We start from the raw sequence: 22,623 nt of genomic DNA, 5'->3' as shown, positions 1-22,623 counted from the left end.
AATCTTATGCTGCCCGCCTTATCCATCCGGCTGGATAGGCAGTCAACAGACAACCATCCCCGTTCGTTGGCTAGGAACCAACAAAATTACGCATATGCAGCATGGATGACCCGCACTTCCGCAAAAAGCGCATTGAACAAATATATTTTTCTCCTATCCTTCGCGGCGAAGCAGGGCGGTCTGGGACAAGTCCTTGCCAAGGCAATGATTTCGCGAAACGGAATCGAGAAAGGAACAGAGGATGTTGCTGAAAGACAAGGTGGTGATCGTCAGCGGCGTGGGCCCGGGCATGGGTCAGGCGCTGGCCCGCATCGCGGCAAGCGAAGGCGCCAGCGTCGTTCTGGCGGCGCGGAACAAGGCTTTTCTCGATGAAGTCGCCGCGGACATCGTGGCCAAGGGCGGCAAGGCGATCGCTGTACCATGTGACGTCAGCGACGAAGCGCAGTGCAAGGCGCTGGCCGATCGCGCGGCGGCCGAGTTCGGCGGGCGCATCCATGGTCTGGTCAACAGCGCCTATTATCACGGCAATTGGAGCCGGGTCGAAAATGCCGATATTGCCGATTTCGCCAAGGCGTTCGACGTCAACTGCCTTGGCGCGCTCCGCCTGACGCGCGCCTGCGTCCCCTATCTGCGCGATGGCGGCGCGGTGGTGAACGTCTCCACCATGGCGAGCGTCAATCCCTATGGCACCGAACATGGCATGGAAATGGGCTATGCGGTGGCGAAGGCTGGGCTCAACACGCTGGGCAAATATATGGCGAGCGACCTTGGCCGCTTCGGCATTCGCGTGAACACCTGCCGCATGGGCTGGATCCACGGCGAGCCGGTCGAAGGGTTCATCAAGTCGCAGGTCGATGCGGGTCATAAGCGCGAAGACGTCGTAGCTGGCGTGACGAAGAACATTCCCATCGGCATCATTCCGCCCGAAGATGATTGCGCCCGCGCTGTGCTGATGATGGTGTCGGATTATTCGCGCGTGGTCAGCGGCGCGGCGCTCGACGTCAACGGGGGTCAGTGGATGGCGCCCTGATCGCTGGGAGGTTGCCGATGTTCAAATGCATCGCCCTGCTGAAGCGCAAACCGGACCTCTCGCGCGAGGCGTTCATCGATTATTACGAGACGCAGCATGCGCCGCTGATCCGGCGCCTGCTGCCCGGCATCATCGATTATCGCCGCAACTATGTGGATCTGGAAGGCGCTTTCATTTTCCCGGACGCGGCGCCCATCGACTTCGACGTGATCACGGAGATCTGGCTGGCCGACAGGCCAGCCTATGATCGCTTCACGGCGGCGGCGGGGGAGCCGGACATCGCCCGGCAGATTGCGGAGGACGAGGAGAATTTCCTCGCTCGCGGAGCGTCGCGCATGATGGTCGTCGAGGAGCGGGGAAGCAGCAGCAGCCGCGCTGTCTCCACTCAGGCGCTGCTAGACGAGCGGGAAATTGTGCGCGGCCTGTCGCGCTTCGCCCGCATCCTCGACAATAAGCAGTGGGACCGGCTGGGCGATGTTTTCGCCCATGACCTGTGCTTCGACTATGGCACCGGCGGTGACCAGCAGGGCATGGCGGCCCTGACGGTCAACATGCGCCGCTTTCTGGACCGATGCGGCGGGACGCAGCATCTGATCGGCAGCATCCTGGTCGATGTGGAGGGGGATCGGGCGACGAGCCGGTCCTACGTACAGGCGCGTCATCAGAGGGTGGATGACCCGGCAGGTCCGATCTTTGATTCCAACGGCGAATATGTCGATCAGTGGGAAAGGCGTCCGGAAGGTTGGCGGATTGTCCGCCGCGACGCGCTCTGGGCCGCTCATACTGGCGACCCGATGATCCTTCATGCCGAATTAGGCAATCTCGGCTGAACCGGAAAGCCGGCGCGGGTAGCTAACCTGCCCGCGCCTTTCGGTCCTTAGGCGACTTCAGCGAAAGGCAGGCAGACGCTGTCAAAGCCCAATACATGGGCAACGCGGCCCAGGCCGACCCATGCTGCCACGCAATGCGCAAGATCGACAATCTCCGCATCGGAGAAAAGGGCGTGAGCGCGTTCCCAGAAATCCTCATCCTGCGCGATCTGCTTGGGCTCCTCGGCGAAGCGCTCCGCAAACTCTATCGCTGTGCGCTCGCGCGGGCTGAACAAGGGTGACGTCCGCCAATCCTCGACCGCCGCATAAAAGGCTTCGTCAGGCGCTGGGCCATTGTCCGCCACCGTATGGTCGGGCCGCTGGCCGGTCGCAGCAAACATCGACTGCGCATCGCGGGCGGCGCGAAACTGCTGGCAGATGATGCAGCCATTGATTTGCGCGGTACGCGACCGTGCGCCCTCAAACTCGCGCAGGGACAACAGGCTGTGCTGATACACAGCTTTGGAAAAGCCACCCGCCGCCGCCATAATTTCGCGCGCGTGATTGCGTGATGCGTGGCCGTACGGGTCGGCAGCGTCCTTTTCGGGTACATCGATACGGATCATGGCTTCTCTCCTATATGCTGTTTATCGGCTGATCTGGCGCCCTCTGCCCTTCACTTCACACCCGGCGCGCCGGGGAAATTTTCATAATATTGGCCCGTCAGCATGCCGCCATCAACGGCGATCTCGGCTCCTGCCAGATAGGACGCGTCATCGCTCGCCAGGAACAAGGTAGCGCGCGCAACTTCCTCCGGCGCGCCGACACGCTGAAGGGGCACATTGCCAAAGCGTTCGTTCACCTTCTCGCGCGTGGAGCCATCATGATTGGTCATGACCGTATCCACGCCGCCCGGATGCACGGAATTGACGCGGATGCCCCGGTGGCCAAGCTCCAGCGCCGCCACGCGTGTCAGGCCCCTCACCCCCCATTTGCTGGAGGAATAGGCAGCAAGCCCGTTCGCCCCCTTCATCCCATCGACCGACGAGATATTGACGATCGCGCCCTTCCCGCGCGCGATCATGCCCGGCGCAACTGCCTTGATCCCCAAAAATTCGCCGGTCAGGTTGACCTTCAGCACCCGCTCATAATCGGCCAGGCTCGTGTCCAGCAGGGTGCGGAACAACAATATGCCGGCATTATTCACCAATATGTCGATAGGGCCGAAGTCCGCTTCCACCGTGCGCACCAGCTCAGCCCACCCCTCTTCGCTCGTCACGTCATGGTGATAGAAGCGGGCGGCATCCCCCAGTTCCGAAGCCAGCGCAGTGCCTTCAGCATCCAGCACGTCGGCAATGGCGACCTTCGCGCCTTCCTGAACGAACAGGCGGCTCGTCGCCGCGCCCATGCCACGGGCACCGCCGGTGATGATCGCGACTTTAGCTTCCAAACGGCCCATAATGCCCTGCCTCTCCTCTGATTTTTCTGCGGCCCGATACGCATTATCCTGCGTTCGGCACCGTCAATTGCACGATACGCGTTGTAAACCCGCCCATGAATGACGGCAACCGGATTCCGCAGGGAGCGCTGCGACCAGCGCTCCCGATCAGCTAGGAGCTCGCTTGCGCCGCCGCTACGGCATCATTGCGCCGCGGGTATTTCACCCCAGGCGACATAACGCGGCGTGCCGTCTTCCCCGATCTCTTCCGTCAGGATCGACGTGATCCGGCTGACCGACTCCTCGATCCACCAGCGGCCATCCTGCTTGCGATAGACATCCTGATATTCCACGGCGAGCCGGGTCACCGACCGCGTAGCGAGGATGATCGTGCGGAAATTCAGCGACCAGCGCCCGCGCGCCTCGCTATGGCTAATCAGTTCAATGTCGGCGTTGGTCGCATGGTGGATATCATAGACACCCCCCGCCATCGCCATCTTCTCGAAAATCGCGATGAAGGCGTCGCGATCGGTGAAGATCGGGAAGTTCTGATAATCCAGCCTGATCCCCTGCGGCAGGAAAGTGTCGCGCAACTCATCCACCAGCTTGAGGTCGCAGGCGCGCAGATAGCGCGCCTTCAACTGGCGAATGGCGTTCACATCTTCCAACGCGATGACGCGGGCGGCAAGTTCTTCCAGACTGATCGACATTATACTCTCCTCAGGGCCCGGCCCTTTGTTCTTTCATCATAGAAGCGCGGCCTTAGGGCAGCATCAACCTTCGACAGGTTCGCGCATGATCTTGGCGATCCCCGCCTCATATTTGAGGTTATGGACCGATATCGACGTTTCGACGCGCTGAACGCCCGGCAGCGGCCGGATACGTTCCGTCACCAGGTCATTCAGCTGCTCGATATTGGTGAAAAGCCCCATCGCCAGCAAGCTGTAACGGCCCAAAAGCACGATGACGCAGGTGATTTCCGGAATTTCCGAAAGGCTGCGCGCCAGGTCCGACACATGGGACGGGTCGGCATCGATTCCCATCATGCACAGATTAGGCGATCCGGCCATGCGGAAGTCGGTGACGACCGTAAACTGGATCAGCCCTTCATTCTGCAGGCGCTTGATGCGCGTACGGATGGTGCCTTCCGTCACGCCCAGTTCCGCCGCGATCGCCCGGTTGGAAATGCGCGCGTCCCGCGCGAGCTTTTCGACGATTCCCTGGTCCAGCTTATCCAGGCGCGCCCATTCCGCTTTTGCGGTCACAGCGGCACCACATTGAATTCATATTTCACAATATCCACAGCCACCCCCGATGTGATGTGAATTACGCCGTCGATACTCGCAATATGTTCGAACAACATCTGCTGGACTTCTCCGAAGTCGCGCAGGGCGACGAGCAGTTCGATGTCATGTTCGCCACTCATGATATTGACGCTCAGCACTTCGGGAAGGTCAGCCAGGTCACGCCCGACATCCTGGACATTGCGGCCCAGCACCTTGACGCCCAGGGCGATGATCACATTATAACCGTGGGCTGCGAAGTCGGTGACGGCAACGACCCGCATCGCCCGGGCATCTTCCATCTTCTGAAGCCGCGCCGAAACGGTCGCGGCCGTCACCGAAAGCCGCTCCGCTATTTCCTGATTGGTGGCGCGGCCATTGGTGCGAAGTATCTCTATGATATTCCCATCGAGATTATCCAGCGATGGCGGCGTCGTTGTCCGCCCGCTTCTGATCTGCATTCTTGCCCCGCCTTCAGAAATGTAGCCGGTTTAATAGCGTCCACTTACGCACTGCACCAGACTGAATGCTATTATCTGGGCAATTTGCCCAGCTATGTGCCGCTTGTCCTACTCTGTTTCACCAGTATGCAGCGCCTTGCGCAGCGCCGCCACGGCATCACGCTTCATCTGTCGGACCGGCGGGGCATCGGGCAGGACGTCAAATCCGTGGTAAGCGCCAGGATAAACGTGCAATTCGGTAGCTACGCCCGCTTCGATCAACCGCCGGGCGTAATCCATGTCCTCGACCAGGAACAGATCGAGCGCCCCGACCGCGATGAACGCAGGCGGCAGGCCAGCGAGTTCCTCTGCGCGGGCAGGCGCCGCATAGGGCGACACTTCCGCTGAACCCGGCTCCTGTCCCAACAGCGATCGCCATCCAAAGGCGTTGGCCTGCGGCGTCCATACAAATGCCCCGAGGTGGGCGGGCAAACGCGTGATGCAGGTGCGATCGTCCAGCATGGGATAGATGAGGTTCTGATGCGCGATCGCCGGACCGCCTCTGTCGCGGGCGAGCAGCGCCAGCGCTGCCGCCAAACCACCGCCCGCGCTTTCGCCGCGCACCGCGATCCTGGCGGTATTCACGCCAAGCGCCGCGGCGTTGTCGTGCAGCCACTGGAGTGCCGCATAGCAATCCTCCACCGCGCCGGGAGCAACAGTTTCGGGGGCCAAGCGATAGTCCACCGACAGGATGAGCGCCGAAGTCGAAGCGGCAAGTTCGATGTTCGACAGATGATTGGTGCTCACCGATCCCATGACATAGCCGCCGCCATGAACATGCAGCACAGCAGGGAGCGGGCCATCAACGTTTGATGGCCGGTAAATCCTCACCAGCAGCTCGTGTCCGTCGGGCGCTGTGAAGCGTTCCTCCCGCCACTCTACGCCGCTGTCCTGGGGCTCCGGAACCATGCCGCTCATCTGCTCCATGCCTGCGCGGATGACGGGCAGGCTTTCCGGCGTCAGGTCCAGCGAGGGCATGAAGTCCAGCCCAGGCAACAAGGATGGGTCGATCAGGTCACGCATTTTTCTCTCCTGCTTTTCTTATTAATTCCCTCACGTTTTCGGTAGCGATTTTGGCGCGTTGTGCGGGTGGTATATTGAGGTTGATGGCGTTTTGCTGGGGTATTTCGATGCTGAGGGGTGTGTTGGGGTTGAGGGTGTTGAGGAACGCTCTGATGTTGAAGCTGCCTTGTCCGGGGAGGAGGCGCTGGATGCCGGCTTCCCATTCGATTTGGGTGGGATCGATGGTTGCGGGTCCGTCGGAGATTTGGGCGATGGCGATGCTGGGGTGGTCGAGGAGGGCCATGCTGGCGTCGATATCGCCGCCGCGCATGATGTGGAGGAGGTCGAGGGTGACCTTGATGTCGGTGCGGGCTGTGCGGTCTATTTCGTCGAGGGTGTCGGCGAGGGTTCTGACCTGGGAGGGCGGATAAAATTCGATGGCGAGCGCGATGGTGTAGGTTGCGGCGAGTTCGGCCAGTTCGATGAGCTTTTCGGTGCGGCGGACGGGATCGCGGTCGTAGCACAGGACATTGGCAAGGCCCGCGCCGAGCGCTGCGCCGGTTTCGAGCGCGGGCGCGAAGTCCTGGGGGTTGGTACGCCCTGCCATGGTGAAGGGGTAGATGAGATCGACGCTGACCCCGGTGGCGGCGAGCGCGTCGCGGGTTCGGCGCAGCGCTTGGGCGTCGCGCACCAGGTCATAGGGTGGCATGGCGGGCAGCACCTCCATCGAGTGGAGGAACGGGCAGATGCCGGCGCACCCTGTCTCGGCGGCGATTTCCGCGAGCTGCCAGGGGGTGGTGTCGGTGACGGTGATATGGTCGAGCGACAGGCGTCTATCGGCCATATCCTCTCCTTCCTGCTGGTTGCGAGGCTTAGGGGCGCAGCGGTTGGCCGCGCCCCTGCGCAAGGTCAGGCCGCGGCTTCGCGCGCCTTGACCATGTCGAGCGCGACATCGACGATCATGTCTTCCTGTCCGCCGACCATCTTGCGGCGTCCCAGTTCAACGAGGATGGTGCGGGTGTCGAGGCCGTAGGTTTCGGCGGCCTTTTCGGCATGGCGCAGGAAGGAGGAATAGACCCCGGCATAGCCAAGCGCGAGGGTTTCGCGATCGACCCGGACCGGGCGGTCCTGCAGCGGACGAACGAGATCTTCGGCCGCGTCCATGAGCGCGTTGACGTCGCAGCCATGGTTCCAGCCCTTGCGGTCGGCAGCGGCGATGAACACTTCGAGCGGGGCATTGCCCGCGCCCGCGCCCATGCCGGTGAGCGAGGCGTCGATGCGCACCGCGCCGCACTGCGCCGCGACGATCGAGTTGGCGACGCCGAGCGAGAGATTGTGGTGGGCGTGGATGCCGCGCTGGGTTTCGGGCTTCAAGACCCGGTCATAGGCTTCAAGCCGGGCCTTGACCCCATCCATGTCGAGCGCGCCGCCGCTATCGGTCACATAGACGCACTGCGCGCCATAGCTTTCCATGAGGAGAGCCTGCTCGGCGAGCTTCTCCGCATCGATCATGTGGCTCATCATCAGGAAGCCGGACACGTCCATGCCCAGGTCCCGGGCGATGCCGATATGCTGCTTGGAGACGTCGGCTTCGGTGCAGTGGGTCGCGACCCGGACGGAGCGCACGCCGATATCATAGGCGCGGCGCAGCTCCTCGACCGTGCCGACGCCGGGCAGGATGAGGGTGGTGAGTACCGACCTTGTCAGCACCGAGGCGACGGCTTCAAGCCATTCCCAGTCGGTATGCGCGCCAAAGCCATAGTTGAAGCTCGCGCCATTGAGGCCATCGCCATGGGCGACCTCGATCGCATCGACGCCCGCGTCATCCAATGCCTTGGCGATCGCCTTCACATGGTCGATGCCATACATGTGGCGGATGGCGTGCATGCCATCGCGCAGGGTGACGTCCTGGATATAGAGCTTGTCGCCCGCCTCGACGTTGAACGGCTTGTTGGACTGGGCGCTCATGCTGCCACCTTCTTTCCTTCGCGGATGCGCTGCGCGAGCAGCTCGCCGGTCGCCTTGGCGGCGGCGGTCATGATGTCGAGATTGCCCGAATAGCTGGGGAGATAATCGCCCGCGCCCTCGACCTCGAGCAGGATCATGGTCTTGATGCCGGTGAACTCGCCGCGGCCGGGGATCTTGAGCTTGTTGTTGTCGCCAAAGCGCTCGAACTGCACTTCCTGCTTCAAGCGGTAGCCCGGCACATAGGCCTGGACCTTCTTGACCATGGCTTCGACCGAGGCGCGGATGGTCTCCTCGTCGGCGCCTTCGGACAGGGTGAAGACGGTGTCGCGCATGATCATCGGCGGTTCGGCGGGATTGAGGATGATGATCGCCTTGCCCTGCGCGGCGCCGCCGACCTTTTCGATCGCGCCCGCGGTGGTGCGGGTGAACTCGTCAATATTGGCGCGGGTGCCGGGCCCTGCCGAGCGCGAGGAGACCGAGGCGACGATCTCGGCATAATGGACGGTCGCGACCTCAGAGACCGCGGCGACCATCGGGATCGTCGCCTGTCCGCCGCAGGTCACCATGTTGACGTTTCCGGCGTCGAGATTGGCTTCGCCATTGACGGTCGGGATGGTGTAGGGGCCGATCGCGGCGGGGGTCAGATCGACCACCTGCTTGCCGTCCTTGCGCAGCGCTGCGTCATGGACCTTGTGGGCGTAAGCCGAGGTCGCGTCGAACACGATGCCGATTTCGGGATAGACGGCCATTTTCTTGAGGCCCTCGATCCCCTCATGGGTGGTGGCGACGCCGCGCTCGCGCGCCATGGCGAGCCCTTCGGACGCCTCGTCGATGCCGACCACGGCCACCAGTTCCATATTCTGCGGATATTTGATCATCTTGATCATGAGGTCGGTGCCGATATTGCCCGACCCGATGATCGCCGCCTTGACCTTGTCCGTCATCATTCACTCCTCACGGCATCGCAGATCCCAAGCGATGCGTCATTCAACCTATATGAAGCGCGCGGTGCAGCTGCCAACGCCATGCAGCTGCATTTCGAACACATCGCCTGGCCGTGCCGGTTCGAGCGGCACCAGGCTGCCTGACAATATCACATCGCCAGCCTCTAAGGTAACGCCATAGGCGCCCAGCGTATTGGCGAGCCAGGCGACCGCCTGGGCGGGCGAACCCTGCACCGCATGACCATAGCCCTCCGACAAAGGTTCGCCATTTTTGGTGACCGTGACATGAAGGTTGGGCAAGTCGTGATCGCGCGGGTCCACGCGCGCGTCCCCCAGCACATAGACGCCGCAGGAGGCATTGTCCGCGACGGTGTCGACGATGCCGATCTTCCAGTCCTGGATGCGGCTGTCGACGATCTCGAAACAGGGGACGATGGCCTGGGTCGCGGCAATCACCTGCTGCGCCGTCACCCCCGGCCCCTTGAGGCTGTCTTTCAGGATGAAGCCGATCTCGGCCTCGGCGCGCGGGGCGATAAGGCCGTTGGCGGCGACATCGATATCGCCCTCGATGAACATCCGGTCGGTGAGGAAGCCGAAGTCGGGCTGGTGCACGCCCAGCATGTCCTGCACCGCCTTGGAGGTGACGCCGATCTTCTTGCCGATGACGCGCTCGCCATCGGCCTTGCGCTTTTCGAGCGCGCCCAGCGAGATGGCATAGGCATCGTCGATGGTAAGCTGCGGATAACGCGCCATCAGCGGCGGCACGGTGATCCCCGCGCGCAGCGCCTGGTAGAGCTCGTCGGCGAGGCTTTCGTTAAGGCTCTGGGCGTTAAGGCTCTGGGCGTCAAGATCGCTCACAGATAGGCTCCATCCTGGAAGATGAGGGGATCGACCGCGTCCGACAGGCGCACCGCCTCGACCCGCGCAATGACGATGCTGTGGGTGCCATAGGGGGTCATGCTGTCGATGGTGCAGCTAAGATTGGCCTGCGCCTCCTCCAGGATCGGCAGGCCATGGGCGTCAGCGGTCCAGCTGCCGACGCCAAAGCGGGCCTCGCGCGCCACCGCGCCGCCAAAGGCGGCGGACACGTCGCGCTGGTGGCGCGAGAGGAGGTTGATGCTGACCGGGCAGCCGGGGGTCAGGTGGGCGTGGATGCCGGCCGACTGGTTGACGCAGACGAGGACCGCGGGCGGGTCCATGGTGAGCGAGGTGATCGAGGTCGCGGCCATGCCGACCGGCGCCTCCTCGCCCAGCGCCGTGACGATCGCCACGCCCGAGGCGAGGCGGCGCATCGCGCCCTTGAGACCTGCGGTGACGTCCACGGGCTGCGGAACAGGCACGGATTGCGCAGGGGCGGCGTCAGCCATTCTTGAGGAAATCCAGCGAATAGCGGTTGAACTCTGCCGCCCGTTCGACCTGCACCCAATGGCCGGTCTGCGCGAAGGTGAGGCTGCGCACGTCGGGGCAGGCGTCGAGGAAGAGGCGGGCGTGGCTTTCGGGGCAGAATTCGTCATTGAGGCCCCAGAGGACGAAGATCGGCTGCTTGACTTCGCCCAGGCGCGGTCCAAGGTCCGGGGTCTTCACCCGCGCGAGCACATCCTTGGGCTGGGTGCGCGCGACCGCGAACCGCTCCTCGACCAGCGCGTCGGTGACATGGTGGAGCGAGGAGGGATGCATGAGGTTGCTGATGAGGCGGCGCTGTTCCTCGATGTTGAAGTCGGGGCTGCCAAAGCCCGAGCGCATCTTGGCGATGCCGGGCATGGTGAAATAGCTCGCCTGCTCGGCAACACAGCCCGGCGCCATCAGGATGAGCTTGTCGATCGTGAACTCGGGATGGTCGAGCGCGATCTGGAGGGCGATGCCGCCGCCCAGCGAATTGCCCACCAGCGTGCCGCTGGTGACGCCATGCTGCTTCAGGGCATCGAGCAGGGTCTGGGTGAACAGCTCGAGCGGATAGTCGGTTTCGGGCTTGGAGGATTGGCCATAGCCGATAAGGTCGGGCAGGATGACGCGATAGCCAGCGTCCGCAAAGGTCTGGGCGTTGTTGCGGAAGTTGGACGCGCCCGACGCGCCCGGGCCGCTGCCATGGATGAAGATGACGGCCGGGCCGTCACCTGAAATTTCCGCGACGGAAATATCATATCCGCCCGCGACCTTATAGGTCTTGCGGCTCAGTTCACTGGCCATGAGGATCCTCTTTTTTGCCTGTCAGATGAAGGTGAAGGCGGGCGGTTCGCCGTTCATCGTGCCGATGACGTCGCTGGTGCGGTTGGCCGGGTCGTTGGCGACATGGGCGCGCGCGGCGTGGAGGTCGAGCCAGGGCTGGAGGATCGGGCTCGACATGTAGATCGCCCGGCCGCCCATCAGCTTGACCATGTCGTCGGCAAGGTCGGCCATGCGGCGCACGACATTGGAGGACTGGTAGGCAAAGAGCGCGCGCTTTTCCATCGGCACCGGCTCATTGCGCTCGGCATAGTCCATCAGTTCGTTGAAGGTCGTGCGGTGGGTCAGCTCCATCTCGTTGGTTTCGGCGATCGCGCGGGCGATGGCGGCGTGGAGATGGGGGTCGGCCTTGGCGGCCTTGCCGGTGTTGGTCGAGACGCGGCTGCCCATGATCTCCATCGCGGCCGAGGTGGCGGCGCGGATGCCGCCGAAGGCGGCGCTGGAAACCGAGCGGATGAAGAGCTGCGCCCAGGGGATGCGGTAGAGCGGCGCGTCATTGGTCTTCTGCCCGGGATTGGTGCAGGCAAAGCCGTCGACGGCGCGGTGGGTGCGATATTCGGGCACGAAGACGCGCTCGACGAGGATGTCGAAGCTGCCGGTGCCCTGCAGGCCGAACGTGTCCCAGGTGCCTTCGATCACCTGATAGTCCGAGCGCGGCAGCAGGAAGGTGCGCATGTCGGGCGGACCGCCATCGGTATCGAAATTGATGGCGCCCAGGAGCACCCATCCGCAATGGGAGGAGCCTGAGGAAAAGCCCCAGCGGCCCGAAAGGTAGAAGCCGCCGTCGACCTTTTCCACCTTGCCGACCGGCTGATAGGTGGAGGAGACGAGCATGTCGGGGTCCTCGCCCCATACTTCCTTCTGCGCCTCGTCATGGAAGAGGGCGAGTTCATAGGGGTGGCAGCCCAGCACGCCGTAGATCCAGCCTGTCGACATGCAGCCTTCAGCCAGCGCCTTCTGAATCTCGAAGAAGACATTGGGGTGCATCTCATAGCCGCCATAGCGCTTGGGCTGGAGCACGCGGAAGAAGCCGGCCGCCTTCATCTCGGCGACGGTCTCGACCGGCACGTCATGGGCGAGCGTGCAGGCGCGCGCGCGTTCGCGCAGCACCGGGATCATCGCCTTGGCCCGGGCAATCAGGGTTTCGGCCGAGGGAAGCTCCTCGTCCTGGCCAATGGGTCGAGTTGCGGCTGCCCCGGTCATCATCTTCTCCATGTCGGCGACTCAATGCTCAAAATTTGCTATATGCGTAGTTTATATAATCTGCTATTACGCAAACTGTCAAGACAAACAGGGCTTGCGCATTTGGGCCGTTGCTTATAGGCGGATCGGGAACGAATTGCCATAAGCTCGTTGAGCGCATGCGAATGCACCTTTCCAGGGCCACGCAAAATCCAAGGCAGTGCTTGCCATATGCGTATGGGAAAGGTCATTTTGGAACGCTCCTCAACGCGCATGGCGGGGCAAGTGGGATAAAGAAGGGCGAGGCGGCAGAATGGCAGTGATTTCGCTGGGCTATGTGGTGATCGAGGCGCAGGACCTCGGGAGCTGGCAGGATTTCGCCTGCAATATCGCAGGATTGATGGCCGCAGCCTCGCCGCGCGAGGACGTCGCGCTCTTCCGCATGGACGACCGGCCCTACCGCCTGTGGGTGGAAAAGGGGGAGCAGAACCGCTTCGTCGCCCCGGGCTGGGAATGCGCGAATCGCGAGGATTTCGAATCGCTCCTGGCCCGCATCGAGGCCGCCGGGCGGCCGGTGACGCGCGCGGGCGTCATGGAGGCGCGCGCGCGGCAGGTCTATGAACTGGCCCGCTCGTCGGACCCGGCCGGCAACGCCATGGAGATCTTCTACGGCCGCTTCGTCGACTATGCCCCCTTCACCTCGCCCGCAGGCGTCAGCCGCTTCGTGACCGGCAGCGATGGCGGCGCGGACGGCGACATGGGGATGGGCCATGTCGTGCTCACCGCCCCCAATTTTGACGAGACCCACGCCTTCTACAAGCAGGTGATGGGCTTTGGCGACACCGACCTTGGCCGCTTCTACCTGCAGGGCGGCGGCGAGGACGATCCGGGCGTGGGCTTTGCCTTCCTCCACTGCAACCCGCGCCACCACAGCCTGGCGCTGGGGCAAATGCCCGAAAGCCCCAATGGCGCTGTGCACATGATGCTGGAAGTGGGCAGCCTCGAGGATGTCGGCCGCGCCTATGACCGGGTCTTGAAGAGCAAGGGCAAAGTTCCCCTGTCGGCGAGCCTTGGCCGCCATGTCAACGACAAGATGACCTCTTTCTACATGCAGACACCAGGCGGTTTTGACATCGAATATGGATGGAACGGCCTGGTAATAGACCCCGACACATGGGTCCCCACCACCAGCCTCGCGGTAAGCGACTGGGGCCATAAATGGGCCCATGAACAGGACTGACCGGCAGGACGACTGGCAGGACTGGCGCACGGGACCGGACGAGACTGACGCAAAAGGATGACTGAGACTATGCTCGACAAGCGCATGACGGTGGACGACATCGTCGACCAGATTTCCGACGGAATGACCATCGGCATCGGCGGGTGGGCCACCCGCCGCAAGCCCATGGCGCTCATCCGCGCCATCGCCCGGTCGAACCTCAAGGACCTCACCGTCATGGCGGGCTATGGCGGCATGGACATCGGCCTGCTCGCCGCCACCGGCAAGATCAGGAAGCTCGTCTTCGCCTTCGCCAGCCTCGATCATTATCCGCTCGAGCCGCATTTCCGCAACGCCCGCCAGGCCGGCGCCTTCGAGGTGCTGGAACTGGACGAGGGCATGTATCATTGGGGCCTGCGCGCAGGCGCGATGAAGCTGCCCTTCCTGCCGACGCGCGTCGGCATCGGCACCGACATCATCAACCAGTCGGGCTTCGACTTCAAATTCGTCAAGAGCCCCTATGAGGATGGCGAGGAATTCGTCGCCATGCCCGCACTCGTCCCCGACATCGCGCTCATCCATGCCCATCGCTCCGACGAGCGCGGCAACATCCTCACCCTCTCGGTCGACTCGCTGTTCGACGAACTGCTGGTGCGCGCGGCGAAGAAGAGCTTTGTCACCGTCGAGAAGATCGTGCCGACCGCAGAGCTCGATATGAAGAAGAACAGCCGCTACAATCTGGTCGAGCGCGCGATGATCAACGGCGTTGCCGAGGCGCCGCTCGGTGCCCACCCGTCGAGCGCCGCACCCGACTATCAGCTCGATCTCAAGCACATCAAGACCTATGTCGAAAGCGCCGCCTCGCCCGAAGCCTGGGCCGACTATAAGGCGAAATATATCGACGTGTCCGAAGCGGACTATCAGGCGGCGATCGGCGGCGAAGAAGCCGTCAAGCAGCTCCCCGTCCCCATTTACTAAGAGCGAGACCGAACATGACCCAGAATAGCTATTCGCTCGCTGAACTCGTCATCGCCGCCTGCGCCGAAGTCTGGCGCGAGGATGGCGAGGTGATGGCGACCGGCATCGGCCCCCTTCCCCGCATCGGCGCTGGCCTTGCGAAACTGAGCTTCGCGCCTGCCATCCAGACCACCGATGGCGAAGCCTGGTACACCAGCGAGCCGGTCGGCCCCGGCAAGCGCGCCGCCGAGCCCGAGTTTGAAGGCATCGCCAATTATGACCGCGTCTTCTCCGCCCTGTGGAGCGGCCGCCGCCACGCGCTGGTCGGCCCGGTGCAGATCGACCGCTATGGCCAGGCCAATATCTCGGTGATCGGCGACCACAAGAAGCCCAAGGCGGCGATGCTGGGCGCGCGCGGTTTTCCGGGCAACTCGATCAGCCACCCCAACAGCTTCTTCTTCCCCAACCACAACAAGCGTGCGTTCGTGGAAGGCGAAGTCGATTTCGTCTGCATGGCGGGCTACAATCCGGCGCGCTACCGCAATGGCGGGCCGCCCCAGGGCCTCGACCTGCGCCGCATCATCACCAATCTTTGCGTGATGGATTTCGGCGGCCCCGATCACCAGATCCGCGTGATCTCGCTGCATCCGGGCGTCACCTTCGAGGAAGTGCAGGACAATACCGGCTTCCCGCTCGCGAAGGTCGAGGGCGAAATCCCAACCACGCCTGCGCCGACCGCGCAGCAGCTGGAGCTGATCGCGAAGATCGATCCCAACAATGTCCGCGCGACCGTGTTCAAGGACAATCCGGCCGGAGACAGAAGGGCAGCCTGAGATGAACGAGACCGACCGCCTGGTCGAACCGCAGCAGGTCGACATTGTTTACGAGACGGATGAGCCGGTCACCTATGAGGTGATCGATCATGTCGCATGGATCATGATGAACCGCCCGGGCTTCAACAATGCCCAGAACGGCCAGATGACCTATGCGCTTGATGACGCGTTCGTGCGCGCCGTGAACGATGACGATGTGCGCGCGATCGTGCTGGGCGGCAACGGCAAGCATTTTTCGGCAGGCCACGACATCGGCACGCCCGGCCGCGACGTGCACAAGCATTTCGAGAACCGGCTGCTGGTGCCGGGCCATGTCAACAAGCCTGCCGCCGAACTGCTCTATACCCGCGAGAAGGAGCAATATGTCGGCATGTGCCGGCGCTGGCGCGACGCGCCAAAGCCGACCATCGCCATGGTGCAGGGCGCCTGCGTCGCAGGCGGCCTCATGCTCGCCTGGGTGTGCGACCTCATCGTCGCCACCGACGACGCCTTCTTCCAGGACCCGGTCAACCGCATGGGCATCCCTGGCGTCGAATATTTCGCTCATGCCTATGAACTGCCGCCGCGCGTCGCCAAGGAGTTCCTGCTCTTAGGCGAGCGGATGAGCGCGAGCCGAGCCGAAAGCTTCGGCATGGTCAACAAGATCGTGCCCCGCGAAGCGCTGCGCGAGACCGTCGCGGCCATGGCGGCCAAGCTCGTCGCGCAGCCCCGGCTTGGCAACTGGCTCACCAAGCAGGCGATCAACCATGTCGAGGAGCTGATGGGCAAGCGCAACGCGATGGAGGCGCAATATCATATGCACCACTTCGCCCACGCCCAGAATGACCTGACGCAGGGCAGCTCGATTGCGGGCCTCGACGCCAAGAAGATGGCGGAAGCGAACAAAAAGCAGGCGAGCGAATGATGGGTGATCCGCTGCACACGATCATGACCGAGCGGCTTGGCTGCCGCTGGCCGATCATCCAGACCGCGATGGGCTGGGTCGCCGAGCCGAGCCTCGTCATCGGTTCCAGCAATGCGGGCGCGTTCGGCTTTTTGGGCGCGGCGGTGATGACGCCCGACGAAGCGCGCGAGAAGCTGCTTGCCGTCCGCCGTGGCACCGACAAGCCCTTCGGCGTCAATTTCCACAGCTTCCAGCCCGGCGCCGACAAAATCGTCGAACTGATCCTCGCCAACAAGGATCAGGTGCGCGCGGTCAGCTTCGGCCGCGGCCCCAACGCCAAGATGATCGGCCGCTTCAAGGATGCAGGGATCCTCTGCGTCCCCACCGTCGGCGCGGTCAAGCATGCGCAGAAGATGGTCGAACTGGGCGTCGACATGGTCAATGTCCAGGGCGGCGAAGGCGGCGGGCATACAGGGTCCGTCCCCACCACCGTGCTGCTCCCCCAGGTATTGGATGCCGTCAAGGTGCCGGTGATCGCGAGCGGCGGCTTTGCCGACGGGCGCGGCCTTGCCGCAGCGCTGGCCTATGGCGCGGTCGGCATCGCGATGGGCACGCGCTTCCTCCTCACCAAGGAAAGCCCGGTCCCCGACAGCGCCAAGGCGGAATATCTTAAAGCTTCTACGGACCGGATCGTCGTCACCACCAAGCTGGACGGCATCCCCCAGCGGATGGTCCGCACCCGCCTCATGGACAAGATCGAAAAGTCCGGAAAACTGGGCATGTGGCTGCGCGCGATCGAAGCGAGCGCGGCGATGAAGAAGCTGAGCGGGGCAAGCTGGCTCGACATGATCAAGTCGGCCAAGGGGATGACCGGCCATGGCCAGGTGCCCTTGAAACAGGCGATGATGGCCGCGACCATGCCGATGCTGATCCAGAAGGCGGTGGTCGATGGCGACATCGAACATGGCGTGATGGCGACCGGCGTGGTCGGCGGACGCATCGATGAAATACCCAGCTGCCAGGAACTGGTCGACCGCATCGTCGCAGAAGCGCATGAGCGCCTTGCAGCGCTCGCTGCGCTCGGCCGCGAGACCGCCAGCGCGGCCTGAGGAGAGGGCCTGAGGAAGAAGGACAAGACATGCCGATTACGCTCACCATCAAGGACCGGATCGCCGAAATCCTGTTCGACCATCCGCCGGTCAACGCCTTCGACACCAAGGGCTGGGAATCGATTCCCGGCCTCGTCTGGGAAGCCTCGCGCAATCCTGAGGTGCGCTGCATCCTGATCCGCGCCGAAGGGCGGGGTTTTTGCGGCGGCGTCGACATCAAGGAAATGGCCGCGCACCCCGAGCGCATCGCAAAGCTCAACAAGGATAATTATCTCACCTTCAAGGCGATCCGCGAATGCGAGATCCCGGTGGTGGGCGCGCTCCACGGCTTCGTCATCGGCGGCGGCGTCAATATCGCGGGCGCCTGCGACGCGCTGATTGCCGCGGAAGGCGCCTATTTCTCGCTGCCCGAGATCGACCGCGGCGCAATGGGCGGGGCGGCCTTCATGAGCCGCATGCTGCCGGTCCAGATGGTGCGCGCCAATTTCTTCACCGGCGGCCGCATCCCGGTCGAGGACGCCTATCGCCACGGATCGGTCCACAAGGTGGTGCCGCTCGAGCAGCTCAAGGAAGAGGCCTACGCCTTCTGCGAGGTGATCGCGTCCAAGAGCCGCGCGGCGCTCGTCATCGCCAAGCAGGCGCTCAATCTCATCGAGCCCACCGATCCTTCCGCCCATTACCGGATCGAGCAGGGCTTCACCCTCGAAATGTACATGCATGAAGACAGCCAGAAGGCGCGCGACGCCTTCGCCGAAGGAAAGGGCACGGCGAAGTTCTGATGGACCTCAACTACACTCCCGAGCAGCAGGCGTTCCGCGCGCAAGTCCGCAGCTGGCTCGAAGCCCATGTGCCATCAGAACCGCTCGAGCATTTCGACGCGACGCGCGAAGGCTTCGAGGCGCACCGGCAATGGGAAAAAACCCTGAAGTCGGGCGACTGGGGCATGGTGACCTGGCCACGCGAATATGGCGGGCGCGGCCTTGACCTCATCCAGTGGCTGATCTTCGAGGAAGAATATTATCGCGCAGGGGCGCCGGGCCGCGTCAACCAGAACGGCATCTTCCTGCTGGGGCCGACGCTGATCGAATTCGGCACCCATGAGCAAAAGCAGCGCTTCCTGCCCAAGATGGCGTCGGGCGAGGAAATCTGGGCGCAGGCCTGGTCCGAACCGCAGGCAGGCTCGGACCTTGCCGGCGTGCGCGCCACCGCGACGCGGGAGGGCGACGACTATATCCTCAATGGCCACAAAATCTGGTCGAGCCGCGCGGTGTTCGCCGACTGGGCGTTCGGCCTGTTCCGCGAACCGGGCAGTGAGCGACACAAGGGGATGAGCCTCATCTTCTTCCCGCTCAATGCTCCGGGCGTGACGGTCAATGCGATCAAGAAGATCAACGGCCATGTCGGCTTTGCCGAGATTTTCCTTGAAAATGTCCGCGTCCCCGCCTTCAATCGCCTCGGTGAGGAAGGCCAGGGCTGGCACATCTGCATGGCGACCGCCGGGTTCGAGCGCGGCCTCATGCTACGCTCGCCCGCCCGCTACCAGGTGGCGGCCAAGAAGCTGGCCGAACTGTGGGCCGCCAACAAGGACAGCGCTGACCCGGCGCTCGAAGCCGATGTGGTGCGCGCGCACATGAATGCCGACGCCTATGCGCTCAACATCTACCAGACCGCCTCGCGGCTGATGGCGGGCGCGAAGATCGGGCCTGAGGCGTCCACCAACAAGATCTTCTGGTCGGAGCTCGACATTCATCTGACGCAGACAGCGCTCTCGATCCTGGGGCCACAGGCCGAACTCACCCACGAAGCGCCCGACGCGAACGCCGTCGATTGGATCGACGACTATATCTTCGCGCTCGCCGGGCCCATCTATGCCGGATCGAACGAGATCCAGCGCAACATCATCGCCGAGCGCATGCTCGGCCTGCCGCGCTAAGGGGGAATAAAGAGATGGATTTCACCCTCAGCGATGAACAGCTGATGTTTGCCGAGACCGCGCGCTCGCTCTTCGCCGACAGCTCGACGCCCGACCATTGGCGCCGCATGATGGAAGCGGGCGAGGCGATCGACCCCACGCGCTGGGCGTCGATCGTCGAGACCGGCCTCACCCTTGTCCTGCTCCCTGAAAGCGCAGGCGGGATCGGGCTTGCCGAAACCGACTTTGCCCTGATCGCCCAGGAAGCAGGCTATGTCGTCCTGCCCGAGCCGCTGATCGAGAGCGCAGGCGTCGCCGCCCCGATGCTCGCCGCGCTTGCGCCCGATCATGAACTGCTCGCCGATCCCACCGCTGCGATCGCGATCCAGCATCCGCTCAATCCCTATGTCGCCAATGCCGACAGCGCAGCGGCGATCATCCTGCACCAGGATGGCGAGGCTTATCTCGCCACGCCCGACCAGGTGACGCTGACCGCCCAGCCCAGCATCGACCCCTTCCGCCGCCTCTTTTCGGTCGAGTGGAGCCCGAGCAACGCAACCGCGCTGGGGAAGGCCGACTGGGACCTGGCCTTGGACCGCGCGGCCCTGTTCAACGCCGCCTTCGCCCTGGGCCTCGCCCAGCGCTCGGTCGACCTTGCGGTCGACTATGCCAAGGAACGCCAGCAGTTCGGCAAGCCGATCGGCAGCTACCAGGCGGTCAAGCATCACCTCGCCTCCGCGCAGGTCGCGATCGAGTTCGCCAAGCCTGTGGTGGCCGCCGCCGCCGCCGAAATCGGCGCGCGCGACACGCAAGCCCGCGCCCGCGTCAGCCATGCCAAGCTGGTTGCCCTGGAAGCGGCCGACAAGGCCGCCCGCGCCTCGATCCAGGTGCATGGCGCGATGGGCTATAGCTGGGAGGTGGACGTCCACCTGTTCCTCAAGCGCGCCGTCGCCCTGACGCAAAGCTGGGGCACGCCTGCCTATCACCGCGCGCGCATCGCCACGCGCATCTTCACCCAGCCCATGGGGCCGGACCAGACCTTCGCACGAGAGGCCGCCAATGCCTGAAGCCTATATCATCGACGCCGTCCGCACCCCCGTCGGCCGCAAGAAGGGCAGCCTTGCCCATGTCCACCCGGCCGACCTTGGCGCGCATCCGATCAAGGAACTGGTGACCCGCACCGGCATCGATCCTTCCCAGGTCGAGGACGTCGTCTGGGGCTGCACCGAGACGATCGGCGGCCAGGCGGGCGACATCGGCCGTACCGCATGGCTGGTCGCGGGTCTGCCTGAAGATGTGCCCGGCGTCACCGTCGATCGCCAGTGCGGTTCAAGCCAACAGGCGGTCCATTTCGCCGCGCAAGGCGTGATGAGCGGCACGCAGGACCTGGTGGTCGCAGGCGGCAGCCAGGCGATGAACCAGATCCCGATCATGGCCGCGATGATCGCCGGCGCGCAATATGGCTTCGACAGCCCCTTCCATGGGTCGAAGGGCTGGATCGAGCGCTATGGCGATGAAGAAGTGAACCAGATCAAGTCGGCCGAGATGATCGCCGACAAATGGGGCATCAGCCGCGCCGCGATGGAAGAGTTCAGCCTCGCCTCGCACCAGCGCGCCCAGGCCGCCTGGGACAATGGCTGGTTCGACAAGGAAGTGGCTCCGTTCGAGGGCCTCGCCCGCGACGAGACCATCCGCCCGACCACCTCGCTCGAGGGCCTGGCATCCTTGAAGCCCGTCAATGAAGGCGGCATCATCACCGCGGGCGTCGCCAGCCAGAATTGCGACGCGGCAGCCGCCCTCCTCATCGCCAGCGAAAGGGCGGTCAAGGAACATGGCCTCAAACCCCGCGCCCGCATCCATCATCTTTCGGTGCGCGCCGCAAACCCGGTCTGGATGCTGACCGGCCCCATCCCCGCCACCCAATATGCGCTCAAAAAGGCGGGCATGAGCATCAACGACATCGACCTCTTTGAATGCAACGAGGCCTTCGCCAGCGTCACCATGGCCTGGATGAAGGAACTCGACGTGCCCCATGAGAAGGTCAATGTGCAGGGCGGCGCGATCGCGCTGGGCCATCCGATCGGGGCCACCGGCGCGCGGCTCATGACCACGCTCTTGAATGCCCTTGAGCGCACCGGCGGCCGCTATGGCCTCCAGACCATGTGCGAAGGCGGCGGCCAGGCCAACGTCACCATCATCGAGCGGCTCTGACGGGAAAGCGGCCCCCATGCCCTGCTACGCCTATCAGGGGATCACGCCCGTCGTCGATCCATCGAGCTACGTCCATCCGCTCGCCTCGCTGATCGGCGACGTGATCGTGGGGCCGGGCTGCTTCATCGCCCCGGGCGCGTCGCTGCGCGGCGACTTCGGGCGGATCATCGTCGAGGGCGACAGCTCGATCCAGGACAGCGTCACGGTGCACGCCAACCAGCTGCGCGACACGGTGATCAGGCGCGGGGCGACGATCGCGCATGGCTCGATCATCCATGGCTGCGAGATCGGCGAAAATGCCCTGATCGGCATGAATGCGGTGATCCTCGACAATGCGGTCATTGGCGATGAAAATCTCGTCGCGGCGCTTAGCTTGGTGAAGTCCGACACGGTCACCCCGCCGCGCAGCCTGGTCGTGGGCAACCCGGCCAAGGTGGTCAAGAGTTTCGAGCCGCACCAGGTCACCTGGCGCAACAATGGCGAGGGGGAGTATCAGAAGCTCGCCCGCTCGGCGCTCAGCGACCTCATCGAGGCGCAGCCGCTGCGGGAGGCCGACGAAGCGCGTCAGGCGCAGCGCAGCCAGTCGGAGGCGGTCGCCGTGCGCCTGACCGGGGAGACCGCGCAGCATCGCGAAGCCCAAGCGGCGCAGCGGGAAGGCAAGCCATGAGCAGCGCCACGGCGATCACCAACCTCCTCTACCGCTATGCCGAGCTGATGGACGCAGGCGACCTTGAAGGCGTCGCCGCGCTGTTCGAGCGCGCGCAGGTCAAGACCGGCGGCGGCGAAGTGGTCGAAGGGTCAGCGCCGATGCTCGCGCTCTGGCGCGCCCATGTGCGGCTTTACCCTTGCGGCACGCCGCGCACCAAGCACATCATCACCAACCCCATCGTCGAGGTGGACGAGGCGGCAGGGACCGCCACCTGCCGTTCCTATTACACCGTGTTCCAGGCGACCCCCGACCTGCCGCTCCAGGCGATCTGCGCGGGCCGCTATCATGACGCCTTCGTCCGGGTGGACAAGGCATGGCATTTTTCGCAGCGGGATTATTCGCTGCTCGATCTGGTAGGCGACGTGAGCCAGCATCTGCTGATCCCGGTCGCCGCATGACAGGCTTTTGAAG

At 63.8% G+C, this 22,623-nt stretch carries 26 protein-coding genes; 13 read left to right on the top strand and 13 right to left on the bottom strand.

Features of this window, described 5'->3' with window-relative positions; all coding sequences use genetic code 11:
• The first annotated feature begins 241 nt into the window (after positions 1-241).
• Both ACZ5Y5_RS19250 and ACZ5Y5_RS19245 read left to right on the top strand, forming a co-directional pair.
• The gene (locus ACZ5Y5_RS19250; RefSeq protein WP_464811027.1) at positions 242-1,030 is read left to right on the top strand and encodes an SDR family oxidoreductase; all 789 of its coding nucleotides are present in this window, start codon (positions 242-244) and stop codon (positions 1,028-1,030) included.
• A 17-nt stretch (positions 1,031-1,047) separates the two neighbouring features.
• Positions 1,048-1,860: a nuclear transport factor 2 family protein gene (locus ACZ5Y5_RS19245; protein WP_464811026.1), complete on the top strand. Its 813-nt coding sequence runs from the start codon at positions 1,048-1,050 to the stop codon at positions 1,858-1,860.
• Between the two features lie 47 nt (positions 1,861-1,907).
• Here the strand turns inward: ACZ5Y5_RS19245 and ACZ5Y5_RS19240 are convergent, their stop codons facing one another.
• The 13 genes from ACZ5Y5_RS19240 to ACZ5Y5_RS19180 all read right to left on the bottom strand — a co-directional run bounded on the left by ACZ5Y5_RS19240 (position 1,908) and on the right by ACZ5Y5_RS19180 (position 12,400).
• Complete coding sequence (locus ACZ5Y5_RS19240) at positions 1,908-2,465, bottom strand: carboxymuconolactone decarboxylase family protein (RefSeq protein WP_464811025.1); 558 nt, start codon at positions 2,463-2,465, stop codon at positions 1,908-1,910.
• A gap of 50 nt (positions 2,466-2,515) precedes the next feature.
• A complete protein-coding gene (locus tag ACZ5Y5_RS19235; protein WP_464811024.1) occupies positions 2,516-3,298 on the bottom strand; it encodes a glucose 1-dehydrogenase in 783 nt (260 codons plus the stop codon).
• Between the two features lie 182 nt (positions 3,299-3,480).
• Positions 3,481-3,987, bottom strand: coding sequence for a nuclear transport factor 2 family protein (locus tag ACZ5Y5_RS19230; RefSeq protein WP_464811023.1), 507 nt, complete (start codon positions 3,985-3,987; stop codon positions 3,481-3,483).
• Between the two features lie 63 nt (positions 3,988-4,050).
• On the bottom strand, positions 4,051-4,542 hold the full coding sequence (locus ACZ5Y5_RS19225) for an Lrp/AsnC family transcriptional regulator (RefSeq protein ID WP_464811022.1): 492 nt from the start codon (positions 4,540-4,542) through the stop codon (positions 4,051-4,053).
• Complete coding sequence (locus tag ACZ5Y5_RS19220; RefSeq protein WP_464811021.1) at positions 4,539-5,021, bottom strand: Lrp/AsnC family transcriptional regulator; 483 nt, start codon at positions 5,019-5,021, stop codon at positions 4,539-4,541. Before ACZ5Y5_RS19220 ends, ACZ5Y5_RS19225 begins: the two co-directional genes overlap by 4 nt.
• Positions 5,022-5,129: 108 nt before the next feature.
• Entirely contained in the window at positions 5,130-6,083 is a 954-nt protein-coding gene (locus ACZ5Y5_RS19215; RefSeq protein ID WP_464811020.1) for an alpha/beta hydrolase, read from the bottom strand.
• On the bottom strand, positions 6,076-6,906 hold the full coding sequence (locus ACZ5Y5_RS19210) for a sugar phosphate isomerase/epimerase family protein (RefSeq protein ID WP_464811019.1): 831 nt from the start codon (positions 6,904-6,906) through the stop codon (positions 6,076-6,078). Before ACZ5Y5_RS19210 ends, ACZ5Y5_RS19215 begins: the two co-directional genes overlap by 8 nt.
• A gap of 65 nt (positions 6,907-6,971) precedes the next feature.
• Positions 6,972-8,030 carry a 4-hydroxy-2-oxovalerate aldolase gene (gene dmpG, locus ACZ5Y5_RS19205; protein ID WP_464811018.1) on the bottom strand — a complete coding sequence of 353 codons (1,059 nt, stop codon included), beginning with the start codon at positions 8,028-8,030 and terminating at the stop codon, positions 6,972-6,974.
• The gene (locus ACZ5Y5_RS19200; protein WP_464811017.1) at positions 8,027-8,974 is read right to left on the bottom strand and encodes an acetaldehyde dehydrogenase (acetylating); all 948 of its coding nucleotides are present in this window, start codon (positions 8,972-8,974) and stop codon (positions 8,027-8,029) included. Before ACZ5Y5_RS19200 ends, dmpG begins: the two co-directional genes overlap by 4 nt.
• Before the next feature lie 48 nt (positions 8,975-9,022).
• Complete coding sequence (locus tag ACZ5Y5_RS19195) at positions 9,023-9,727, bottom strand: fumarylacetoacetate hydrolase family protein (protein WP_464811610.1); 705 nt, start codon at positions 9,725-9,727, stop codon at positions 9,023-9,025.
• A gap of 101 nt (positions 9,728-9,828) precedes the next feature.
• Positions 9,829-10,341, bottom strand: coding sequence for a flavin reductase family protein (locus ACZ5Y5_RS19190; protein ID WP_464811016.1), 513 nt, complete (start codon positions 10,339-10,341; stop codon positions 9,829-9,831).
• Positions 10,334-11,161, bottom strand: a complete 828-nt coding sequence (locus ACZ5Y5_RS19185; protein WP_464811015.1) for an alpha/beta fold hydrolase — start codon at positions 11,159-11,161, stop codon at positions 10,334-10,336. The genes ACZ5Y5_RS19190 and ACZ5Y5_RS19185 overlap by 8 nt, the downstream gene beginning before the upstream one ends.
• Positions 11,162-11,182: 21 nt before the next feature.
• Entirely contained in the window at positions 11,183-12,400 is a 1,218-nt protein-coding gene (locus ACZ5Y5_RS19180) for an acyl-CoA dehydrogenase family protein (RefSeq protein WP_464811014.1), read from the bottom strand.
• 292 nt (positions 12,401-12,692) lie between these two features.
• Here ACZ5Y5_RS19180 and ACZ5Y5_RS19175 point away from each other — a divergent pair, with 292 nt between their 5' ends.
• From ACZ5Y5_RS19175 to ACZ5Y5_RS19125, 11 genes are read left to right on the top strand one after another with little or no spacing between them, the layout of a single operon-like run.
• A complete protein-coding gene (locus tag ACZ5Y5_RS19175) occupies positions 12,693-13,619 on the top strand; it encodes a VOC family protein (protein WP_464811013.1) in 927 nt (308 codons plus the stop codon).
• Between the two features lie 57 nt (positions 13,620-13,676).
• Positions 13,677-14,576, top strand: coding sequence for a CoA transferase subunit A (locus ACZ5Y5_RS19170; protein ID WP_464811012.1), 900 nt, complete (start codon positions 13,677-13,679; stop codon positions 14,574-14,576).
• Between the two features lie 14 nt (positions 14,577-14,590).
• Complete coding sequence (locus ACZ5Y5_RS19165) at positions 14,591-15,388, top strand: CoA-transferase subunit beta (protein WP_464811011.1); 798 nt, start codon at positions 14,591-14,593, stop codon at positions 15,386-15,388.
• A 1-nt stretch (position 15,389) separates the two neighbouring features.
• Entirely contained in the window at positions 15,390-16,292 is a 903-nt protein-coding gene (locus ACZ5Y5_RS19160) for an enoyl-CoA hydratase (protein ID WP_464811010.1), read from the top strand.
• Positions 16,292-17,380: an NAD(P)H-dependent flavin oxidoreductase gene (locus ACZ5Y5_RS19155; protein WP_464811009.1), complete on the top strand. Its 1,089-nt coding sequence runs from the start codon at positions 16,292-16,294 to the stop codon at positions 17,378-17,380. The genes ACZ5Y5_RS19160 and ACZ5Y5_RS19155 overlap by 1 nt, the downstream gene beginning before the upstream one ends.
• 29 nt (positions 17,381-17,409) lie before the next feature.
• Positions 17,410-18,159, top strand: a complete 750-nt coding sequence (locus ACZ5Y5_RS19150; RefSeq protein ID WP_464811008.1) for an enoyl-CoA hydratase family protein — start codon at positions 17,410-17,412, stop codon at positions 18,157-18,159.
• Positions 18,159-19,313 carry an acyl-CoA dehydrogenase gene (locus tag ACZ5Y5_RS19145; RefSeq protein ID WP_464811007.1) on the top strand — a complete coding sequence of 385 codons (1,155 nt, stop codon included), beginning with the start codon at positions 18,159-18,161 and terminating at the stop codon, positions 19,311-19,313. Before ACZ5Y5_RS19150 ends, ACZ5Y5_RS19145 begins: the two co-directional genes overlap by 1 nt.
• A 14-nt stretch (positions 19,314-19,327) precedes the next feature.
• Positions 19,328-20,359, top strand: a complete 1,032-nt coding sequence (locus ACZ5Y5_RS19140) for an acyl-CoA dehydrogenase family protein (RefSeq protein WP_464811006.1) — start codon at positions 19,328-19,330, stop codon at positions 20,357-20,359.
• On the top strand, positions 20,352-21,503 hold the full coding sequence (locus ACZ5Y5_RS19135; RefSeq protein ID WP_464811005.1) for an acetyl-CoA C-acetyltransferase: 1,152 nt from the start codon (positions 20,352-20,354) through the stop codon (positions 21,501-21,503). The genes ACZ5Y5_RS19140 and ACZ5Y5_RS19135 overlap by 8 nt, the downstream gene beginning before the upstream one ends.
• Before the next feature lie 16 nt (positions 21,504-21,519).
• Positions 21,520-22,170 (top strand): gamma carbonic anhydrase family protein, encoded by a 651-nt coding sequence (locus ACZ5Y5_RS19130; protein ID WP_464811004.1) that lies wholly within the window; start codon positions 21,520-21,522, stop codon positions 22,168-22,170.
• Positions 22,167-22,610, top strand: coding sequence for a nuclear transport factor 2 family protein (locus tag ACZ5Y5_RS19125; RefSeq protein WP_464811003.1), 444 nt, complete (start codon positions 22,167-22,169; stop codon positions 22,608-22,610). Before ACZ5Y5_RS19130 ends, ACZ5Y5_RS19125 begins: the two co-directional genes overlap by 4 nt.
• Positions 22,611-22,623: the final 13 nt, after the last annotated feature.

Source organism: Sphingobium sp. TomTYG65 (assembly GCF_055395525.1).
The sequence above is the reverse complement of the archived record's forward strand: the minus strand, read 5'-3'. Positions and strand labels throughout refer to the sequence as shown.

Coding starts and splice junctions, on each gene's coding strand:
- ACZ5Y5_RS19125 (WP_464811003.1), top strand. CDS start 22,167: ATGAGCAGCGCCACGGCGATCACCAACCTCCTCTACCGCTATGCCGAG.
- ACZ5Y5_RS19245 (WP_464811026.1), top strand. CDS start 1,048: ATGTTCAAATGCATCGCCCTGCTGAAGCGCAAACCGGACCTCTCGCGC.
- ACZ5Y5_RS19155 (WP_464811009.1), top strand. CDS start 16,292: ATGGGTGATCCGCTGCACACGATCATGACCGAGCGGCTTGGCTGCCGC.
- ACZ5Y5_RS19135 (WP_464811005.1), top strand. CDS start 20,352: ATGCCTGAAGCCTATATCATCGACGCCGTCCGCACCCCCGTCGGCCGC.
- ACZ5Y5_RS19185 (WP_464811015.1), bottom strand. CDS start 11,161: ATGGCCAGTGAACTGAGCCGCAAGACCTATAAGGTCGCGGGCGGATAT.
- ACZ5Y5_RS19160 (WP_464811010.1), top strand. CDS start 15,390: ATGAACGAGACCGACCGCCTGGTCGAACCGCAGCAGGTCGACATTGTT.
- ACZ5Y5_RS19215 (WP_464811020.1), bottom strand. CDS start 6,083: ATGCGTGACCTGATCGACCCATCCTTGTTGCCTGGGCTGGACTTCATG.
- ACZ5Y5_RS19140 (WP_464811006.1), top strand. CDS start 19,328: ATGGATTTCACCCTCAGCGATGAACAGCTGATGTTTGCCGAGACCGCG.
- ACZ5Y5_RS19220 (WP_464811021.1), bottom strand. CDS start 5,021: ATGCAGATCAGAAGCGGGCGGACAACGACGCCGCCATCGCTGGATAAT.
- ACZ5Y5_RS19130 (WP_464811004.1), top strand. CDS start 21,520: ATGCCCTGCTACGCCTATCAGGGGATCACGCCCGTCGTCGATCCATCG.
- ACZ5Y5_RS19200 (WP_464811017.1), bottom strand. CDS start 8,974: ATGACGGACAAGGTCAAGGCGGCGATCATCGGGTCGGGCAATATCGGC.
- ACZ5Y5_RS19190 (WP_464811016.1), bottom strand. CDS start 10,341: ATGGCTGACGCCGCCCCTGCGCAATCCGTGCCTGTTCCGCAGCCCGTG.
- ACZ5Y5_RS19240 (WP_464811025.1), bottom strand. CDS start 2,465: ATGATCCGTATCGATGTACCCGAAAAGGACGCTGCCGACCCGTACGGC.
- ACZ5Y5_RS19150 (WP_464811008.1), top strand. CDS start 17,410: ATGCCGATTACGCTCACCATCAAGGACCGGATCGCCGAAATCCTGTTC.
- dmpG (WP_464811018.1), bottom strand. CDS start 8,030: ATGAGCGCCCAGTCCAACAAGCCGTTCAACGTCGAGGCGGGCGACAAG.
- ACZ5Y5_RS19210 (WP_464811019.1), bottom strand. CDS start 6,906: ATGGCCGATAGACGCCTGTCGCTCGACCATATCACCGTCACCGACACC.
- ACZ5Y5_RS19230 (WP_464811023.1), bottom strand. CDS start 3,987: ATGTCGATCAGTCTGGAAGAACTTGCCGCCCGCGTCATCGCGTTGGAA.
- ACZ5Y5_RS19250 (WP_464811027.1), top strand. CDS start 242: ATGTTGCTGAAAGACAAGGTGGTGATCGTCAGCGGCGTGGGCCCGGGC.
- ACZ5Y5_RS19145 (WP_464811007.1), top strand. CDS start 18,159: ATGGACCTCAACTACACTCCCGAGCAGCAGGCGTTCCGCGCGCAAGTC.
- ACZ5Y5_RS19165 (WP_464811011.1), top strand. CDS start 14,591: ATGACCCAGAATAGCTATTCGCTCGCTGAACTCGTCATCGCCGCCTGC.
- ACZ5Y5_RS19175 (WP_464811013.1), top strand. CDS start 12,693: ATGGCAGTGATTTCGCTGGGCTATGTGGTGATCGAGGCGCAGGACCTC.
- ACZ5Y5_RS19170 (WP_464811012.1), top strand. CDS start 13,677: ATGACTGAGACTATGCTCGACAAGCGCATGACGGTGGACGACATCGTC.
- ACZ5Y5_RS19235 (WP_464811024.1), bottom strand. CDS start 3,298: ATGGGCCGTTTGGAAGCTAAAGTCGCGATCATCACCGGCGGTGCCCGT.
- ACZ5Y5_RS19180 (WP_464811014.1), bottom strand. CDS start 12,400: ATGACCGGGGCAGCCGCAACTCGACCCATTGGCCAGGACGAGGAGCTT.
- ACZ5Y5_RS19195 (WP_464811610.1), bottom strand. CDS start 9,727: ATGGCGCGTTATCCGCAGCTTACCATCGACGATGCCTATGCCATCTCG.